The sequence below is a fragment of the Reichenbachiella versicolor genome (assembly GCF_003171675.1).
Classification (GTDB): domain Bacteria; phylum Bacteroidota; class Bacteroidia; order Cytophagales; family Cyclobacteriaceae; genus Reichenbachiella; species Reichenbachiella versicolor.
Map to the genome: position 1 here is coordinate 183,181 of NZ_QFZQ01000002.1, position 16,820 is coordinate 200,000.

A 16,820-nucleotide genomic window follows, 5' to 3' on the forward strand; every position below is an offset into this window, starting at 1 on the left:
AATAGACTATATGTTTATTAATTTACTTTAACAGATAATTTCCATTTCAATGAAAATCTGTAACATGAGTTACGAAACTGTATGTTAATATGATTCACATTTGTTTCCAAAAAGAATAAGATATGGGATTGTTAGATAAGCTTTTGGGTATAAAAACAGGGAATCTATCAGATTATGTAAAAAAAGGTGCAATAATTATTGACGTACGAACCCCTGCAGAATTTCAAGGAGGACATGCATTTGGTTCAAAAAACATTCCTTTAAATTCAGTGAAAAGTAAAATATCTCTGATAAAAGAAATGAACAAACCAATTATTATGTGTTGTGCTTCAGGAATGAGAAGTGGGCAGGCAACAGCAATTTTAAAAAAAGAAGGCTTAGAATGTATAAATGGTGGTAGTTGGACGAAAGTAAATAGTGAAATTAAAAGGTAAGGTGAATATAATTTACCTACCCTATAAAGCCCAAAACCCGGCTTCACCGGGTTTTGGGCTGAGTAAAGATCGTATCTTAAGTTGGATCTGGACTCTACCATGCCTACCGCACATCGGCGGCGTGGTTTTAGTAATTTACAGAATATTATTTGGAATATCAATTTAAACCCAAATGTTCTACACTATTCTCCAGTAAGATCTCTCCATTCTTCCCATCGTACTTCAGTTTATATAAACAAAGGTTAGAATGTTCATAAAACTCAGCTTGATTTAATGGTCTATTAGTCATCCAGCAAACGAGAATTCTCATGGCCCTGCCATGAGTAGCTAATAAGATTACGTCATCATTCTCATTCTTCATTATGTACTCTAAAGCTCTTTTCTGCCGTTCCGCGACTTGTATAGGAGACTCCCCACCAGCTACCGTATAGGAAGAATTACCCATTTTCCATTCTTCAAGACCTTTTAAATAGTCACGATGTCTCATCTCATCATATGCCAACCCCTCATTTGCCCCCCAACTTATTTCATCTAAACCTTCCAATGCTTCATAAGGAATTCCTTTATCTATGAATGCTTGTACAGACTCTTTAGTTCTCAACAGCGAAGAGGTATATATTTTGTCAAAATGAGTATCCTTATACACCTGATAAAACATGTCTGCTTGTTGTCTTCCTGTGTCGTTCAAACTAGAGTTAACTCCACGTCCTTGAACCATCTTTTTCAAGTTGTAATCAGTCTGGCCATGACGGATAATATAGAATATTTTGCTTTTCAAGCTAATTGTAATTTGGTTTGCAAAACGCGAATTTAAGAGGAATTCATAGCCTTATTAATGTTAATCTAAATTTATTGACTAAGGAAATAGGTCTTTGATTACCCTTGTGATGACTAATAGAAAACTTATAATGGAATGAGCAGCATATTTAGATCCATTTTCACACTTGAGGGAATCAATCTCTTTTCCAAAAACACAATGGTTGATCATCTGGGGATTGTATTTACAGAAATAGGCGATGACTATATCAAAGCTACCATGCCTGTAGATTCGCGAACCTTTCAACCTCTAAAACTGCTACACGGAGGAGCATCTGTAAGCCTTGCAGAAACATTAGGAAGTGTAGCTGCTACTATGACTGTTGACCCGGAAACTCACTACTGTGTTGGTCAAGAAATAAATGCTAACCACATCAAAAGTGCCAAGCATGGTTTTGTAGAAGGAATTACACGACCAATACACATAGGAAACAGATCACAAGTTTGGGAAATACGTATAACCAACGAAGAGAATCAGTTAGTTTGTATTAGTCGAATTACACTAGCGGTAATCGAAAAAAAGAATTAATGGCAGAGCAAAGAGATACAATTTCAATATTACCCGAATTACAACTCAAAAACTTAACAAAGTTTTTTAATACAGCTTTCCATCTCGACATTCCTCTAGCAATTTGGAGACATCCTGAAGAAAAATCTATTAATGGTATCGCTCAACTGGAAAACATAGAATTCCCCGAGCGTCTAGAGTCAGCTGGAGAAGGCTTTTTATTCAATCCTTTTGAAATAGACGGAAGCCTTCCTAAACATTTCATTAGTGCAGATATTTTTTACAAAAGTGATGAAGGTACGATCTCTCCTAATCCTAGAAAACATTTAAATGCTAATAAAACTGATGCATTCTTTGAATCTTTGAATAATGAAGAGTTTACAGACTTCAAGAATAAATTAAGCAAGGCTCCTATTCTTAAAGAATCAAAAAATGAGTTTATTGATTTAGTTAATCAATGCAAGAAATTAATTAAATCTGGAGCTTATCAGAAAATCGTTCCTGCACGCCAATCTCAATTTAGTTTAAAAGAAGATTTTAACCCAATTCAAGAATTTTTAGCATTAGTAAACACCTATACTCATGCGTTTATATCTTTAGTTTACATACCTGATTATGGGCTTTGGATCGGTGCAACTCCTGAGCTTTTAATATCTTTAGATAAGAACAGTCAATTTGAGACAGTTTCTTTAGCAGGAACTCAAGGAGTTCCAGAAGATTTCAATTTAAGCAATGCATCTTGGAGACAAAAAGAAATTGAGGAACAAGCTTTAGTAAGTAGATACATCATTAACTGTTTCAAAAAGATTAGACTAAGAGAGTTTGAGGAATATGGCCCTAAAACTGTGAAAGCTGCTAATTTGATACACTTGAAAACTACTTTCAAAGTAAATATTGATGAAGTGAATTTCCCTGAACTTGCTAGTGTAATGCTGGATTTACTACATCCTACTTCAGCAGTGTGTGGAATGCCTATGGAAAAAGCTGCTAGGTTTATCAAAGAAAATGAGACTCCTGATCGTCAATATTTTAGCGGTCACCTAGGACCAGTAAACATCAATAACGAAATAAAGATTTTTGTCAATCTTCGTTGTGCTAGGATTTACAAAGATTCTGGAATAGTATTCGCAGGAGCTGGTGTCACAGAAGATAGCGACGCAGAAAGTGAATGGAATGAAACACAAATCAAATTCCAAACCTTACTAAACATAATCGGTATAAAATGAATCTTCAACCTATCTTTGATATTCCTGAAATTTGCAGTCGACTTGGTATAAAACATGCAGTTATTTCTCCTGGTTCTAGAAACGGAGCACTTACCATTGCTTTTTCAAGATATCCTGACATCAAATGTTTTAGTGTACCCGATGAACGTTCTGCTGGTTTTATAGCCTTAGGAATGAGTTTGCAAGACAATCAACCTACAGTATTAATCTGTACCTCGGGGTCAGCAGGCTTAAATTACGGACCAGCAGTAGCTGAAGCATTTTTTAACAGAATACCTCTTCTTATTCTTACAGCGGATAGACCAGCAGATTTAATAGGAATAAGAGATGGTCAGACCATTTATCAAAAAGAACTTTTTGGAAAGCATGTGAAAGCCTTCTTTGATCTACCCGTAGATAGTTTAAACATAAGCCATCAACAAATTAGTAAAGCTATCGAGATAACTAAGAACGGTGTAGCAGGGCCTGTTCATGTGAACATTCCTTTTAAAGAACCTTTCTACCCTTCTCCAAATCACCAGCATTCCATTTCTAATCAAATTCAGATAGAAAAAAACACCACTGAATCTCCAGTTGATATTTTTCCAAAAAACGAAATCTTACGATTTAAAAAGGTACTCATTGTATTTGGACAACAAAGCTTTAACCTTGATTTAATAGACTTTTTTAAGAGTAAGGTAAAAACAAAGTTTGCATGCCTCGGAGATGTTACTGCCAATTTACATGAAGTAGATGACGTCGTTAGACATCATGATTTTTACATTGAGTCAAGCAATAAAGATCTTCAGCCTGAATTAGTTATAACTTTTGGCCTCTCGGTATTGTCGAAAAAACTTAAACAATTATTAAGGTCTACTGAGGGACTTGAGCACTGGCATGTGGGAATTGAAGGAGATAGTGCAGATACTTTTGGAAAACTTACTAGAACTTTCCGAATTGATATACTAAGTTTTCTCCGTGAGCTATGTGAACTAGACCACTTTGATAATTATTATAAAGAAAACTGGTTCAAATCAGAGTTAAAAACTAGAACTAACTTATCAATATTTAATCAAGAATATGCCGAACCTTTAGCATATCAACAAGTCCTGTATGCCATCCCTGACTTTGTAGATGTACATTTAGCCAATAGTATGACTGTTCGTTATGCCAGTATGCTAGGACTATCTCAAAAAAATTTAAGAGTTTACTGCAATCGTGGCACTAGTGGAATAGACGGTAGCAATAGCACAGCGATTGGTTCAGCTATTTCCAGTAGCAAAGCAACAGTTCTTCTGACTGGAGATGTTTCATTTCTTTATGACCGAAACGCTTTCTGGCATAATCATGTTCCTAAGAATATGCTGATTATTGTATTTAACAATTCAGGTGGTGGTATATTTAGATTAATTGAAGGTCCATCTAATCAACCTGAACTTGAAGAGTTTTTCGAAACTCAACAAAATTCATCCTCTCTTCATCTTGCTAATGAGTTTGGGTTTGAATACCAACAAATTCGAAATGAAGATGAATTGTCATTAGCTTGTCATATGATTCAAAATTTCAAATCTGGAAAGCACATTATAGAAGTGTTCACCAATAAGTATACCAACGAAAAGAGTTTTAAAGAGATGGTTAAAATTATAGCTCCTAAGTAGTATCTATTTTATTCATTCAACTGATTTAACCATATGATGAACCTATTCACTAGGCTATACATATTACCTTTCCTTATCCTTTTGGGATGTAAACCTTCTCCCAGAGTAATACACTATTTGAATAATGAATTGTCATTCGGTGAATATTCAACATATAAACTTATCGCTTTAGAAACAGAGAACCCTAACATACCAATTCAGGCATTGGTATTTTATAATCAAATAGAAAAAGGAATAATCGACAACATGGACAAAAAGGGCTTTGAAGTAATAAAGCGTCCAGATTTACTAGTTAGATATGAATTCATAGGATCTCAGCGTACTGAGACTCAATCTGTCAATGCATATAATCCATATTCATCTTATCGACCAATGTACTATTCCAAGTTTATAAAGGAGGGAATATTAATTATTGAATTCAGAGATTGGAAAAAGAAAAAACTAGTCTGGCAAGGAAGTATAGATTTATCATTCGAAGATGATTCTCCTTCTAACCTAGCATACGATGCAGTTCAATCAATAATGGAAACGTACCCTTATCTAGCTGGATCTGATGAGCCAATAGATACTAGGAAATAGACTCTTTATTAGGAAGAATAACGGTAAAACAAGTTCCTTTACCGAGTTTACTTTCAAAACTAATTTCTCCCTCAAGTCTATCTACGGCATTTTTTGTAATATACATTCCAAGACCTGAGCCCGACGACTGTTCTGTTGCTCTATAGAACATATCATAAACTTTATCTTGATACTTATCATCAATTCCCAGTCCGTTATCTTCTACTATAATAGCAACATTATTCTCAGAGTCAACTTTAGTTTCAATGGTAACCTTAGGCTTCTTTTCCCTACTATACTTAATACTATTCTCTATTAAATTTTGAATAATAGTACGAACTAGTCTAGCATCAGAAACAAAATCTAATTTAACTACTTTGATTTGAAACATGATTTCGTGGTAGTTAGGGAAATATTCAAATGAATCCACAACATCCGATATCATCCTTTCAAAATCAATTTTCGAATAAGATACTTCTAGTGCATTAACTTTAGATAAAGAGAGCAAATCCAACACAGTTTGATTCAAGCTTTGGATTTTCTTGTGATACATGCCAAGGTACTTCATTGCCTTTTTATCCGTCACATCTACTTTAACCACGTCATATAATCCGATTAATGAAGAAAGAGGCCCTTTTAAATCATGCGAAACACGAGAAACAAACCTGTCTAATTCTTGATTCTTCCTTTCTGTTTGTTCGATAATATCTTTTTGAGCAACAGTCTCCTCTTCCAACCTTTGCATTTTCCAAAGAGCCTCTAAACTCTTTACTCGGCTTTTGACACCTGAAGTTATAACCTTTGACTTGTTTTTATGATATTTTTCATGATAAGCTAAAGCTGTCTCTAAATCACCTTCAACCTTTGCATTCTTATACAGCATTAAAAATGCCTTGTATTTTACCTCTCGATTTTTAATAATTTTGGCCACAGCAAGACCATTAAGAAGATACTTTTTTGAAAGTTCATAGTCACCTCGATCAAATTCGAGACTACCGAGTTTAATCAATGAGAATGCTTCTCCTAGTCTCTCCTCTACTCTTTTGTGATGTTTATATGCTCTGAGAAGGTATTTTTCAGCATCTTCATATTCTTTTAACTTTAATAAGATCCTTCCTTTCTCATAGTATGCATAGGCCAATCCAATTTTATCGCCAATACGCTGTTTGTATTCAATAGCTGTTTCAATTGTCTCTAAAGCGTTTTGTATATCTCCCCTTTTTAAATAAAGACTTGAGAGTGGTGTACAAGCTGTAGATTCACCATCAATATCTTGTACTAATTGACTCAATTTTCTACACTCCAAAAAAGACTCCATGGCTTTATCATCCTCTTGAAATGACTGGTATATGACACCAATAGCCCATAGAGACCTAGACTCACCAGCGACCTCACCAGCGTCTCTATGCAGCCTGAGACTTTTATATAAAAACTCTAAAGCCCTATTGAATTTAGACTCTCTATATTGAACACTTCCGAATGTATACATGACATTGGCAATTCCAACTTGGTCTCCAACTTCTTCATAAATTGAAAGTGCCTCGGTAGAATAAAGATTTGACTCTTTACTCTTACCTATTATCATGTGAAACAGACCTAATAAATATAGACTATCTGCTTTACCTTTTGTATAGTTTAATGATTCGCTTTCTATTTTAGCCACATGGGCTATATCTATAGAACGCCTTAAGTTTGCAGTTCTAGATTGAACAGCATAAGCTAACAACGAGTTAATTTTTTTCTCGGTGTAGTCTCCAGAGGGTATAATATCAGAATCGGGTATTGAATACATTATTTCAATCAAAGGTGTAAAAACACTTCTTATCAGTAAAATAATACAGGCGGGGACGTGGCTAAAATAGAGTTAACTTATGTTTTACCAAAAAATAACCGTCCTGCACACACATATATACGATGAATGCCTTCTATTCTTCGATTAACAAGAGCTTTACTCTCTTTTATTATAGAAATACTAGACCTTGATTTACTGGTTAATTTGTATAATTTCAAAAACACATTCTTTAACCCTTACAATTGACAGAGTTCAAATCAAGTATTGATTAAAATTACAAAAGCTCCCAAATAGCAGTAGTACGATCAGAAGAGGCCAATAAAATGTTCTTACCATTGGGCATGAATGCAACTGAATTAATGCTACCATTGTGATCATCATATACTTGTAACTTTTTTCCATTCACTGTCCAAAGCAATGCGGTATTATCTGCAGATCCACTTAATACAGAGCTACCATCTGGAGAAAATGCAACTGCTAAAACTTCTGAAGAATGACCTTTTAGCTTTTTACTTCTTCTATCTCTTAGTCTTGTAATGCGAACTGTACGATCCTTCGATGCTGTAGCAATCAATTGCCCGTTTGGTGAAAAAGCGACTGACATGACCCAATGAATGTGGTCGTCAAAAACCATTCTAGAATTACCCGCAATATCCCATACTCTTACGGTTTTGTCAGATGAAGCTGTTGCTATTTTATCTCCTTTAGGTGAAAAGGTTACTGAATTAATCCAACCATTATGTCCGACCAACTCATTTATAAGAGAACCATTAATGCTATAAACTCTAGCTTTCTTATCGAAACTACCTGTAACCACTTTTTTGCCGTCAGGAGAGAAAGCTACTGAACTAATATGATCATTAGCTCCTTCATATCGTGTAATTACATTGCCAGTCATATCCCATAAAATAGCCGTTTGATCCCAAGACCCTGTTAAAACTTGTTTCCCATTAGGAGAAAAAGCGATGGATGTGATCCAATCACTATGTCCTTTTAACTCAGCAATTACTTGACCATCTACATCTCTAATCCAAGCCGTATTATTCCATGCTCTAGAAGCAATCATTTGTCCATTAGAAGACACTGCTACACAAGCTACTTCTTTAGGTGATTCATACTTTCTAATTAGCTTAGGCTTTCGTGTCACTTTGGTTAAAACCTTTTTAGGATTTTCCAAAGCATAAATTCTCTCACCAGCCTCTTCAGCATGTATCCCTTCTGAATATACTTCTTTATATACCTTATAAGAAACCAATGAATTTTCTCTTAATGCTTTAATCCATGCTTCTTCGTCTTTCAAACTGTCAATTTTCAAAACTGCTGTTTCGGCACCGTAACCTTTAGGATAGTTATTAAGATAATTTTGATATGAAGTAATCGAGTTAATATTTCTAACACTTTTCCATTCCTTTTGATCTTTTATACTATCAAGTATCTGAATTGCCTCAAGTGTGTAATTCCCTTTTGGAAATAATGAAACAAACTCTTCTAACCCTTCAAAAGTCATATTTCTATTCAAAAGCCTCCAAGCCTTACGCTCTCGATCCAACTTTTGATTGTGGTTGACTATAGAGGTTGCACCCCACCAAAAAAAACCTAATAGTAGAATTACTCCTGCTACTTTTAATAAGTTATTATTAATTCCTTTCTTTCGTGGTTTACCAGCTAAACCTTCAATCTGACTGAGCAGTATAAAATACTCTTTATCAAAGGAATCATTAGACCAGTTTTTAAGATTATATAAGTGTTGGGCAGAGAATGCATCCGGCACATTCACTTTTTCAAAAGAGACATTAAGTATTGATTTCTTAGTTTGCGCTTCTATTGCATCTTTAATTATTCTTTCATTGTCAATAGAGAAATCAGACCAAACAATGAGTGTACAAGGAGCATACTTTCTAGCCTCATCTTTACTTTCAACCCTACCTTTTGACATTGGCATCCCTTCATACCACACTTTATAGCCAAGATCAGTCAATGCAACGCCAAGTTCAGTGGCTTTAGGCTTATCAAAACGATCAAAACTCAGGTAGATATCGCTCATATAATTATATCCGTATTTCACTTAAAATGTAACCGCAATCTAATACGAAGATTCATTATAAGTCAGGAATATGATGCGCATGTTCGTCGATTAGATCAATCTGTGCGGTAACCTGGCTTACGTACCTTACCAATTCTTTTTCCATCTTGATAATATCTTTTTCGACAGACTTGTTCTTAGCACTTTTGAGCTTTTTTTCAATATTATTTACTGTAGTACATTCTTTGTGGAGAAAATCAAGAAACCCTGTGGTGGTGTACTCTACCTCCAACCTCTCAATATCTTTTAATGCAGCAAAAGCTTCCATATCCTTATTCTCTTCATATTTCTCTTTCACTGATAAGTATAGAAGCAAATGGTAGTGATGAATATCATTGACCAACGAGATAGTATTAGATCTCATTTCCCTAGATCGACAGTATTCACGCATGCCGGAGTAAGTTTGTAGTTTTTGTACTTGCTGATCCCAATTCATAGTAAGATCATCAATCACTTTGATTATCTCTTTAGATGATTGAGCTAAAGAATTTAGTGATATCAACCCTATTAAAATTACTAGCAAAACTCTCATTTATTGACTTTCTGGTTATTACTAATCTAAAGGCATGATTTCTCAGTTACAAATTTAGATCTACGAAGACATCAATATTATCGACAAACAAGAAAGTTTCCACTGAAGAAAATATATTATACAATTGCAATTGCTCAGTTAGACTTTGACTTAGAACCTTAGGGTTAATATAGCTACCTATTTACTACTCTTTAAGGATATAGAATCAAATAGCTTTAACTTTAGCTATTTTTCGAAGAAACAAAGTCTCAAAATTTTCTACTATGACCAAATACGTATTTAAGGTGATTGTTATGATTCTTATATCAAACTCCATACATGCTCAAACAAAGACTCCCCCAAGGCCAGCAGAGTTTCCTGGAGGTATAAATCAGTTCTACAAATGGGTCGACAGAAATATAATTTATCCAAAAGATGCACTTTTAACGAGTACTGAAGGACAAGTAGTAATTAGCTTTATTCTCAATGAAAGTGGTAAAGTATGGGGTGAATCTTTAACTATCAAACAAAGCGTATCTCCTACAATAGATGCTGAAGCCATTCGATTGATGAAAGAATCACCTATATGGATTCCAGCTAGAGACGCAGAACTAGGCAAAGCTGTACCGGTAAGAATGTCCGTCCCTATCAACTTTATGATTCCTGAAGCGTTGAAAGTTAAGGATAAATAATACCATCTATGCTCTAAACATACAAATTACTACAATTATTAGTTTTTAAACTAAAACATTTAACAATAGACTATCTTCGCTCTTAGATGTATGCTATAGTAGACATAGAAACTACGGGAAGAAGTGCTCAAGGACAAAAGATTACAGAAATAGCAGTGATCTTACATGATGGTGTAAAAATTGTAGATGAATATCAAACATTAGTAAACCCTGAAACATCCATTCCATATTCAATTACTCAATTAACAGGGATTTTTGACGAAATGGTCGTAAATGCTCCTAAGTTTTACGAGATAGCTAAAAAAATCTATGAAATGACGGAGGGGCATACTTTTGTTGCTCATAATGTGAGTTTTGATCATGGTATACTCTCTTCAGAATTTGCTTCCCTTGGAGGTGAATTTAGCAGAGAAAAAATTTGTACAGTCAAATTATCGCGTCAACTCCTTCCTGGTCATAAGTCATATAGTCTTGGAAATATCTGCAGTGATCTCAATATTAAAATTAATGGAAGACACCGTGCATACGGTGATGCTCTTGCCACTACCCAGTTATTAGAAATACTACTCGAGAAATCAAAAGATTTAGGAGAAATAGAACTCAAGGAAGGCACTCAAGTAAGAATACCTAAAATGCCTCCTTTACTAAATCCTATTCTATATAAATCTCTACCTACAACCTTCGGTATTTACTATTTCTATGATGCTCAGGGCGAAATTATTTATGTAGGAAAAGCAAATAACATTCGGCAACGAGTCCTATCCCACTTTAATGATAAAAGCCTTAAGGAGAGAACTATGTTTGAATATATAGCTGATATAAAATATGAATTAACTGGTAATGAATTAGTCGCTCTCCTTTTCGAATCTGCAGAAATCAAACGGCTTATGCCTAAATACAATAGAGCACAAAAAAGAAAAACAGAAACTCATGGTTTGTATGTCTATGAAAACCAAAACGGATTATTACAACTGGCCTTTGGAAAGCTGAGAGCTTCTTCACTTCCGGTACAAACATTTTATTCTCTGGGGCAAGCTCGTAGATATGTCGAAAATATTGTCTCTCAAAATCAACTGTGTAATCGATATTCTGGACTAGAAAATACAAAAGGAAGTTGTTTTGGATATATGATCAAGAAATGTAGGGGAGTGTGTTGTGGTGTAGAATCGGTTGATGACTACAACTCTAGAGTGAACGAATTGTTACGAGATTTAATAATCAAGAATGAAGATTTCTTTATTGAAGAAAAAGGTAGGACAGATGATGAAAAAGCAATTATTGAAATAAAAGGTGGGAACTATGTAGGGTTTGGTTTTATACCTAAGTCTGACACAAATAATTCATATGATAATTATAGAATACACATCCAAAACTTTGAACATAACTCAGATACGCAACGAATCATTCGAACGTATCTGAGTCAGAATTCTTTACCCACTTAATCTAAAGATTCAAACCACATCTTTAAAGTTCCTTTTGTAGCTTTCTTTTCTTTTTCAACATAGTATACTAATACCTTTCCTTCGTTAGCCTTAGTCACACCACCGTTGCTAATTTTTAAAGAATTATCACTTTCTTCCGAATCTTTTGAATCCTCTTCTCCCTCACTTTCTTCATTTTCCTTCCCTGCACCAGTTGCATATTGTTGTAAGTTGTCAAATTCCAATTTCTTAGGTGTCACATCAGCACCTTTTTCGATATTGGTGATACCTATATGAGGTATCTTAGAGTTCATAGCGCTATATACTAATATTTGTTCACCAGTATCATTATTAGTTTTGGTAAAGCTATAATCAAAAAAACCTGCTGCAGCCACCATCTTAGACAACCTCAAACCTGCAGTATATCTATGAGGAGGGTAAGCATATACTTTGGTATAAGGCTTATCAATTTTCGTAACTGCCTGAAGCTCTAGCTCCTCGTCAAAGTCCAAAACCAACATATCTTGAACAGTCATAATTGTTGGAGCATGATCTACCATAGCTAAACCTATATATCTTCCAGTAGACATTGCAATAATGAAATTTTTCAAATTCACGGCAGCCCCTACAGTAGAAAGACCATCAGCCAAAGCATCTTGTCCAGCCAAAGCTGCAACCATGGCCAATTTATTAGATTCTCCTAAAGTTATTTTTTTACTAAAAGTCTCTCCTACCAACTGATAACCACCATCCTCGCTTCTAACCAAATCATGGAACAATACTTTATTAGTTCCCATAGTAGAGAATTTACCTCTCTTCATCTGCTTTTGGATACCTTCTTTCCACGTCATTCTGTTTTGTAGTAATTCTTCACCACTCGCGTCTATTTTACTTACAAATACACCATCAGAGTTTACATTATTAGTTCCTTTACCAGAATAAAATTCTCCTGCCGTGGTAATCACACCTTCTTCATCTATCACCATTTGAGAAGGTTTAGAAGTCATTACTTCATCAAAAAGTGGTGTGATAAATAATTCATCACCATTCTCAGCATCAAAACAAATCAACTGAGTATCGCCTTTTTTAGAACCCTTCTTTTTCATTGTAACCGTTTGTACAACAGCTACTCTATCAAACCCAGATTCCGCTGACTCTACAGACAAATAACCTTTAGGAGGCATATATTCTTTTTCCCAAGTAGTCTCAAGGCTTTCATTCATCTTAGTTACTTTATAACCAGCAGACTTTTTTGCGCCTTTCTGAGATATAATCAAGTAAAATTCACTGTCTATCTCCGACGGAAAAATAAGAGCATCTCCTGTATGATCATACATCATTACCTTTTCTCCTAACACTTCTCCTTCCAAGGATACTGTATAAATGTAAGCCGTACCATATGAAGTAGAAATAAAGCACAATGAACTCCCGTTATATACTGCTTCTCCTATTTCTCCTGATGCTAGCTCCAAAATTACCTCATTGGTAATTGTAAGCTCCGTATCCATAAGAGTAACTTTCATACCATCAGCACTGAAATAATATGTATAGTATCCTATGACCTCTTGGGTCGTTTTATCTAAAATAGACTTTACTCCTTTGAACCCGTTGATATCAACTTCAGGAATATCTACTGTTTGAGCTTTTGAAAATAAGAATGCCAGCAACAGGCTAACTGTAAGTAAAAGGTTTTTCATTGTTTGTTTGTTTAGTTCGTTTTAAGTTATGTCAGCCTACCAAATGTTATAATTATTGTCAAGATTCTCTTTTCTGAATGTAGGGTTTTGCTGGCCGTTAGTGAGTTTCTTCACATTGTCTGCCACATAGTTTCTGATCTCCGTTAGATCCACGTTAGAATCTCCATCCTTATCCGCTGCTTTAGACTCTAGTCCTTCTAGAAAACTATAGGTAAATACTCCATTATTCCATTGAGCGGATTCTAGAGCAAACTCTTTTCCTCCAGCTGAAGATATCACTGTAGCTCCTGAGCCTCTCCTTAAATCATTGAACATTTCCTTCATTAATTCAAACGTACTTGCCATTCCTAAATTCGTACCACCTACTCTTTTAAAGCCTCGAGATTTAACTGCGCCTGTAATTTCAGACGCTGAAGCTGAAGAAACAGGACTAGAATTATCTGGAATAGGAGCTCTATATTTCTCCTCATCATCTACTTCACCTGAATGACATGCGTCAATAAGCAATAACTTTTTTCGAGCTGGAATACCATCAAGTAAGCCCTCTAAGTCATCATAAATCAACCCTCCTTCACTTGGCTTGTAAAAATTGACGTTAGTTGTAGCTAGGTAATAATCTAATTCCTCGTCCAACAAACCATGTGAAGCAATAAATACAATGACATTATCATCTATTTTTGATCCTTTCAAAAAATCTTTTACCAAGAGTATATTAGAACGCGTGGCTTGTTCATTAGTGATCAACTTAGTATAAACATTATTGTATTTACTTTGATCCTTCTTAAAATAATCCACTACGTCTGTAGCATCCTTAGAGGCATAATCGAGATTAAAAGATGCATCATTGAACGTTGATACTCCGATTCCTACTACATACAAATCGTTTTTCTTAGACTGTGACTGATAGTAGATAAACTTAGTTGACTTAAAGGATTCTGCACCTTTCTGATTCAATACAGAAATTTGAATTTTATTTTTCCCTACTCCCAATTTAATGGACAAATCTGTCTCCAGTATTTTCACCGATTTTGATCTTAAATCAATACCTTCTTTACCATAAATAGGTACATCATTTATCCATACATTAATCCTATCTAAAAGGTATAATTCATCAGATGCTTTTATTTTCAAATTAACATCTCTTTGAGTTACTTGATACGGGTAATCATCAGCGTTTATAATTTTTAATTCAGGAATATGAAAATCAGCTGAAAGCATATCTTCTGTAAAATTCATTTTACGAAGTCGCTTTTTGTAGGCTTTATTGTAAGCTTTGAGCAAGTCTTTATTTACTCCAGGAAGATTTGCATAAACTATATCAGGACGATTCAATCTCAAATCAAACTGTTCAAACAAGAACACCTGATCATCTAATACAAAATGTACATTTTTTGCTCCATTTTTTGTACAAGAATAATAATTGTTCTGATCATAGTTAATGAACTCAGAACCATTATCAAAAGTGACCGTATTAAAGACACTTTCACCTTGATCTACATTCCAATATTTGATGGTCGCATCATCACTACCTGATAGGAGGTACTGATCTTGCTTGCTTAAAACCAAAGCTTTTACGTCTGCACTATGACCTTCTAAAGACTTTATCAAACTACCTGAAGTTACATCCCATACATAAATCATATTATCATATCCTGAAGAGTATATTTTCGATCCATCTCTAGAGAAAATCACCTTACTTACTGAAGCGGCATGCTTTTCCAATGACTGCTTCTCTACTTTTTTAGCAGTTGCATATTCAGAAAGCTTGTCAAAATTCCATATATAAAGCCCTGAAGGGGAAGTTGTACCATATACAGCACTTGTAGTACCACAAGCAGTCACAATTTTCATCCCATCAGGAGAAATAGCTATTGAATTGACTTGTAACCCCGTTTTTATACTGTGAATCAATGTCTTTTGCTCGATACTCCATACCCTCATTGTTTTATCTTTGCTCCCTGTATAAATAAATTTACCGTCAGGACTAACAGCAATTGCGGTCAATGTAGAGGTATGACCAGCCATTTTCATTGGAGCATTTTCTAGATTTCCTTTGTCCCACAGCAGTATTTTTTTATCTCTGCCTAAACCTGCAATTAAACTAGTATTGGGTACTGCTATAGCTTGACTCACGAATGACGTATGTTTCAAAAAAGCTACTTGTTTCTGGTTTTTCATATTCCAGATTTCAACTCCTTTATTCTGGGTTCCACAAATCAAAACTTCATGTTTATCATTAGCATTTTGAACATCTGACGGAACACTTCTCCTGCTCATTTTAGCAGGCAAAAAATCAAGCTTTGCCTTTTCCACATTCCAATATTGTAGCTTCTGAGCGTCAACTGCAGTAAATAACTGCTTGTAGTTCCAACTAAAATTCAAGTCTGAAACTTGATCTGGTTTCAAACCCGAAAAGTGAGGTATCTTAGTCAAGCTCTCTTTATCCCAAAAAAATATTTGATTATCGTTCGCTGCAGTTACGAAGTTATTTTCATCATAGGTCAAGTTAACTGCTCTAATAGAACTCGAGTGTGCATTATCTACTCTACTGATTTCGACATTATTCTTAAGATCCCATTTTATCAAATCATTTCCTTTAGAGAATATTAATTGCTGTTCATCGTCATAGATCATAGCATTAGACCCATTTATATCGATTGTCTTCTCTAATCTATAATCTCCAGCTGCATTGAACCAAACCTGAATATTTGTTCCTACAGCTACTACCATATTACCCTTCCTGCTGTAGATCAACTTGGCCACATTCGTAGAGGTACCTTTCAACTGCTGTAACAAACTACCATCCTCACTATTATATACCATTATACTTTCAGTTTTCTTCTTCTTCAGAAACTTGCCTCCAACCATTAAGTGATTATTACCAGGATGAAAACAAATAGTATTTGCATAGAAATCTGATGGTAGTTTTATATCAAATCTCTTACTTGCCAAAGCTTCATCCCAAACTGATACCTTTGTTTGAAATCCAGAAAGTGACTCTAAAATAGCAATTCGATTTCCATATCTAGAGAATTCGATTTCTGTCAACTCTCCTTCAAATGAGGTAAGTTCTCCTCTTTTAGCTCCAGTCTTTGCATCCCAAAATATTACCTTTTTCTCCTTTTTATTACCTCCACTGAATATTCTACTTCCATCTCTATTAATAGCTATGGACTTGACTTGTTGCGTATGACCGGTTAAAGTTTTTAATTCTTTTCCGCTTTCAACATCCCAAATTTTAACGGTATTATCATCACTACAACTAATTAGCTGTTTACCCGATGGCGTAAAAATGATTTCATTGATTTTAGAACGATGCCCCTTTTGGAGCATGAGTTCTACATTCGACTGCGCAGAAGCGTTAAGATAAGTAAATACTAGGACCGCTAAGCAATAAAAAATTTTCATCGATTCGATTTATAGATTAAAAATTAAATCTCGGATT

Annotated in this window: 13 protein-coding genes; 7 read left to right on the plus strand and 6 right to left on the minus strand. The window is 34.8% G+C overall.

Annotated features, from left to right (window positions below; translation table 11 throughout):
- Nucleotides 1-122: 122 nt before the first annotated feature.
- On the plus strand, nt 123-434 hold the full coding sequence (locus DKG80_RS05710; protein WP_109830357.1) for a rhodanese-like domain-containing protein: 312 nt from the start codon (nt 123-125) through the stop codon (nt 432-434).
- Nucleotides 435-591: 157 nt separating this feature from the next.
- Here DKG80_RS05710 and DKG80_RS05715 read toward each other — a convergent pair whose 3' ends face one another.
- Nucleotides 592-1,212, minus strand: coding sequence for a histidine phosphatase family protein (locus tag DKG80_RS05715; protein ID WP_109830358.1), 621 nt, complete (start codon nt 1,210-1,212; stop codon nt 592-594).
- Between the two features lie 135 nt (nt 1,213-1,347).
- On the opposite strand from DKG80_RS05715, the gene DKG80_RS05720 reads away from it, so the two are divergent.
- The 4 genes from DKG80_RS05720 to DKG80_RS05735 are packed head-to-tail and all read left to right on the plus strand — an operon-like array spanning nt 1,348 to nt 5,200.
- On the plus strand, nt 1,348-1,779 hold the full coding sequence (locus DKG80_RS05720; RefSeq protein WP_109830359.1) for a hotdog fold thioesterase: 432 nt from the start codon (nt 1,348-1,350) through the stop codon (nt 1,777-1,779).
- Complete coding sequence (locus DKG80_RS05725) at nt 1,779-2,984, plus strand: chorismate-binding protein (protein WP_109830360.1); 1,206 nt, start codon at nt 1,779-1,781, stop codon at nt 2,982-2,984. The genes DKG80_RS05720 and DKG80_RS05725 overlap by 1 nt, the downstream gene beginning before the upstream one ends.
- Entirely contained in the window at nt 2,981-4,621 is a 1,641-nt protein-coding gene (gene menD / locus DKG80_RS05730; RefSeq protein ID WP_109830361.1) for a 2-succinyl-5-enolpyruvyl-6-hydroxy-3-cyclohexene-1-carboxylic-acid synthase, read from the plus strand. Before DKG80_RS05725 ends, menD begins: the two co-directional genes overlap by 4 nt.
- 33 nt (nt 4,622-4,654) lie before the next feature.
- Complete coding sequence (locus tag DKG80_RS05735; RefSeq protein ID WP_109830362.1) at nt 4,655-5,200, plus strand: DUF4136 domain-containing protein; 546 nt, start codon at nt 4,655-4,657, stop codon at nt 5,198-5,200.
- Here DKG80_RS05735 and DKG80_RS05740 read toward each other — a convergent pair.
- From DKG80_RS05740 to DKG80_RS05750, 3 genes are all read right to left on the minus strand, one after another.
- Nucleotides 5,190-6,971: a tetratricopeptide repeat-containing sensor histidine kinase gene (locus DKG80_RS05740; RefSeq protein WP_109830363.1), complete on the minus strand. Its 1,782-nt coding sequence runs from the start codon at nt 6,969-6,971 to the stop codon at nt 5,190-5,192. The two genes, DKG80_RS05735 and DKG80_RS05740, sit on opposite strands and share 11 nt — an antisense overlap.
- Before the next feature lie 274 nt (nt 6,972-7,245).
- A complete protein-coding gene (locus tag DKG80_RS05745; protein WP_109830364.1) occupies nt 7,246-9,015 on the minus strand; it encodes a WD40 domain-containing protein in 1,770 nt (589 codons plus the stop codon).
- A 55-nt stretch (nt 9,016-9,070) separates the two neighbouring features.
- Nucleotides 9,071-9,586 (minus strand): hypothetical protein, encoded by a 516-nt coding sequence (locus tag DKG80_RS05750; protein WP_109830365.1) that lies wholly within the window; start codon nt 9,584-9,586, stop codon nt 9,071-9,073.
- 263 nt (nt 9,587-9,849) lie between these two features.
- Here DKG80_RS05750 and DKG80_RS05755 point away from each other — a divergent pair, with 263 nt between their 5' ends.
- Nucleotides 9,850-10,257 carry a TonB family protein gene (locus tag DKG80_RS05755; RefSeq protein WP_109830366.1) on the plus strand — a complete coding sequence of 136 codons (408 nt, stop codon included), beginning with the start codon at nt 9,850-9,852 and terminating at the stop codon, nt 10,255-10,257.
- An 86-nt stretch (nt 10,258-10,343) separates the two neighbouring features.
- Entirely contained in the window at nt 10,344-11,699 is a 1,356-nt protein-coding gene (locus tag DKG80_RS05760) for an exonuclease domain-containing protein (RefSeq protein WP_109830367.1), read from the plus strand.
- On the opposite strand, the gene DKG80_RS05765 is transcribed toward DKG80_RS05760, so the two are convergent.
- Together DKG80_RS05765 and DKG80_RS05770 are read right to left on the minus strand one after the other, a co-directional pair.
- Nucleotides 11,696-13,375, minus strand: a complete 1,680-nt coding sequence (locus tag DKG80_RS05765) for a DUF6770 family protein (protein WP_109830368.1) — start codon at nt 13,373-13,375, stop codon at nt 11,696-11,698. The genes DKG80_RS05760 and DKG80_RS05765 overlap by 4 nt on opposite strands.
- Nucleotides 13,376-13,411: 36 nt before the next feature.
- Nucleotides 13,412-16,783, minus strand: coding sequence for a WD40 domain-containing protein (locus DKG80_RS05770; protein ID WP_109830369.1), 3,372 nt, complete (start codon nt 16,781-16,783; stop codon nt 13,412-13,414).
- Between the last annotated feature and the right edge of the window lie 37 nt (nt 16,784-16,820).

Bases quoted from the DNA above. Each gene is read 5' to 3' on its own strand.
- menD (WP_109830361.1), top strand. From the start codon at position 2,981: ATGAATCTTCAACCTATCTTTGATATTCCTGAAATTTGCAGTCGACTT.
- DKG80_RS05745 (WP_109830364.1), bottom strand. From the start codon at position 9,015: ATGAGCGATATCTACCTGAGTTTTGATCGTTTTGATAAGCCTAAAGCC.
- DKG80_RS05725 (WP_109830360.1), top strand. From the start codon at position 1,779: ATGGCAGAGCAAAGAGATACAATTTCAATATTACCCGAATTACAACTC.
- DKG80_RS05735 (WP_109830362.1), top strand. From the start codon at position 4,655: ATGATGAACCTATTCACTAGGCTATACATATTACCTTTCCTTATCCTT.
- DKG80_RS05760 (WP_109830367.1), top strand. From the start codon at position 10,344: ATGTATGCTATAGTAGACATAGAAACTACGGGAAGAAGTGCTCAAGGA.
- DKG80_RS05770 (WP_109830369.1), bottom strand. From the start codon at position 16,783: ATGAAAATTTTTTATTGCTTAGCGGTCCTAGTATTTACTTATCTTAAC.
- DKG80_RS05750 (WP_109830365.1), bottom strand. From the start codon at position 9,586: ATGAGAGTTTTGCTAGTAATTTTAATAGGGTTGATATCACTAAATTCT.
- DKG80_RS05710 (WP_109830357.1), top strand. From the start codon at position 123: ATGGGATTGTTAGATAAGCTTTTGGGTATAAAAACAGGGAATCTATCA.
- DKG80_RS05765 (WP_109830368.1), bottom strand. From the start codon at position 13,375: ATGAAAAACCTTTTACTTACAGTTAGCCTGTTGCTGGCATTCTTATTT.
- DKG80_RS05740 (WP_109830363.1), bottom strand. From the start codon at position 6,971: ATGTATTCAATACCCGATTCTGATATTATACCCTCTGGAGACTACACC.
- DKG80_RS05755 (WP_109830366.1), top strand. From the start codon at position 9,850: ATGACCAAATACGTATTTAAGGTGATTGTTATGATTCTTATATCAAAC.
- DKG80_RS05720 (WP_109830359.1), top strand. From the start codon at position 1,348: ATGAGCAGCATATTTAGATCCATTTTCACACTTGAGGGAATCAATCTC.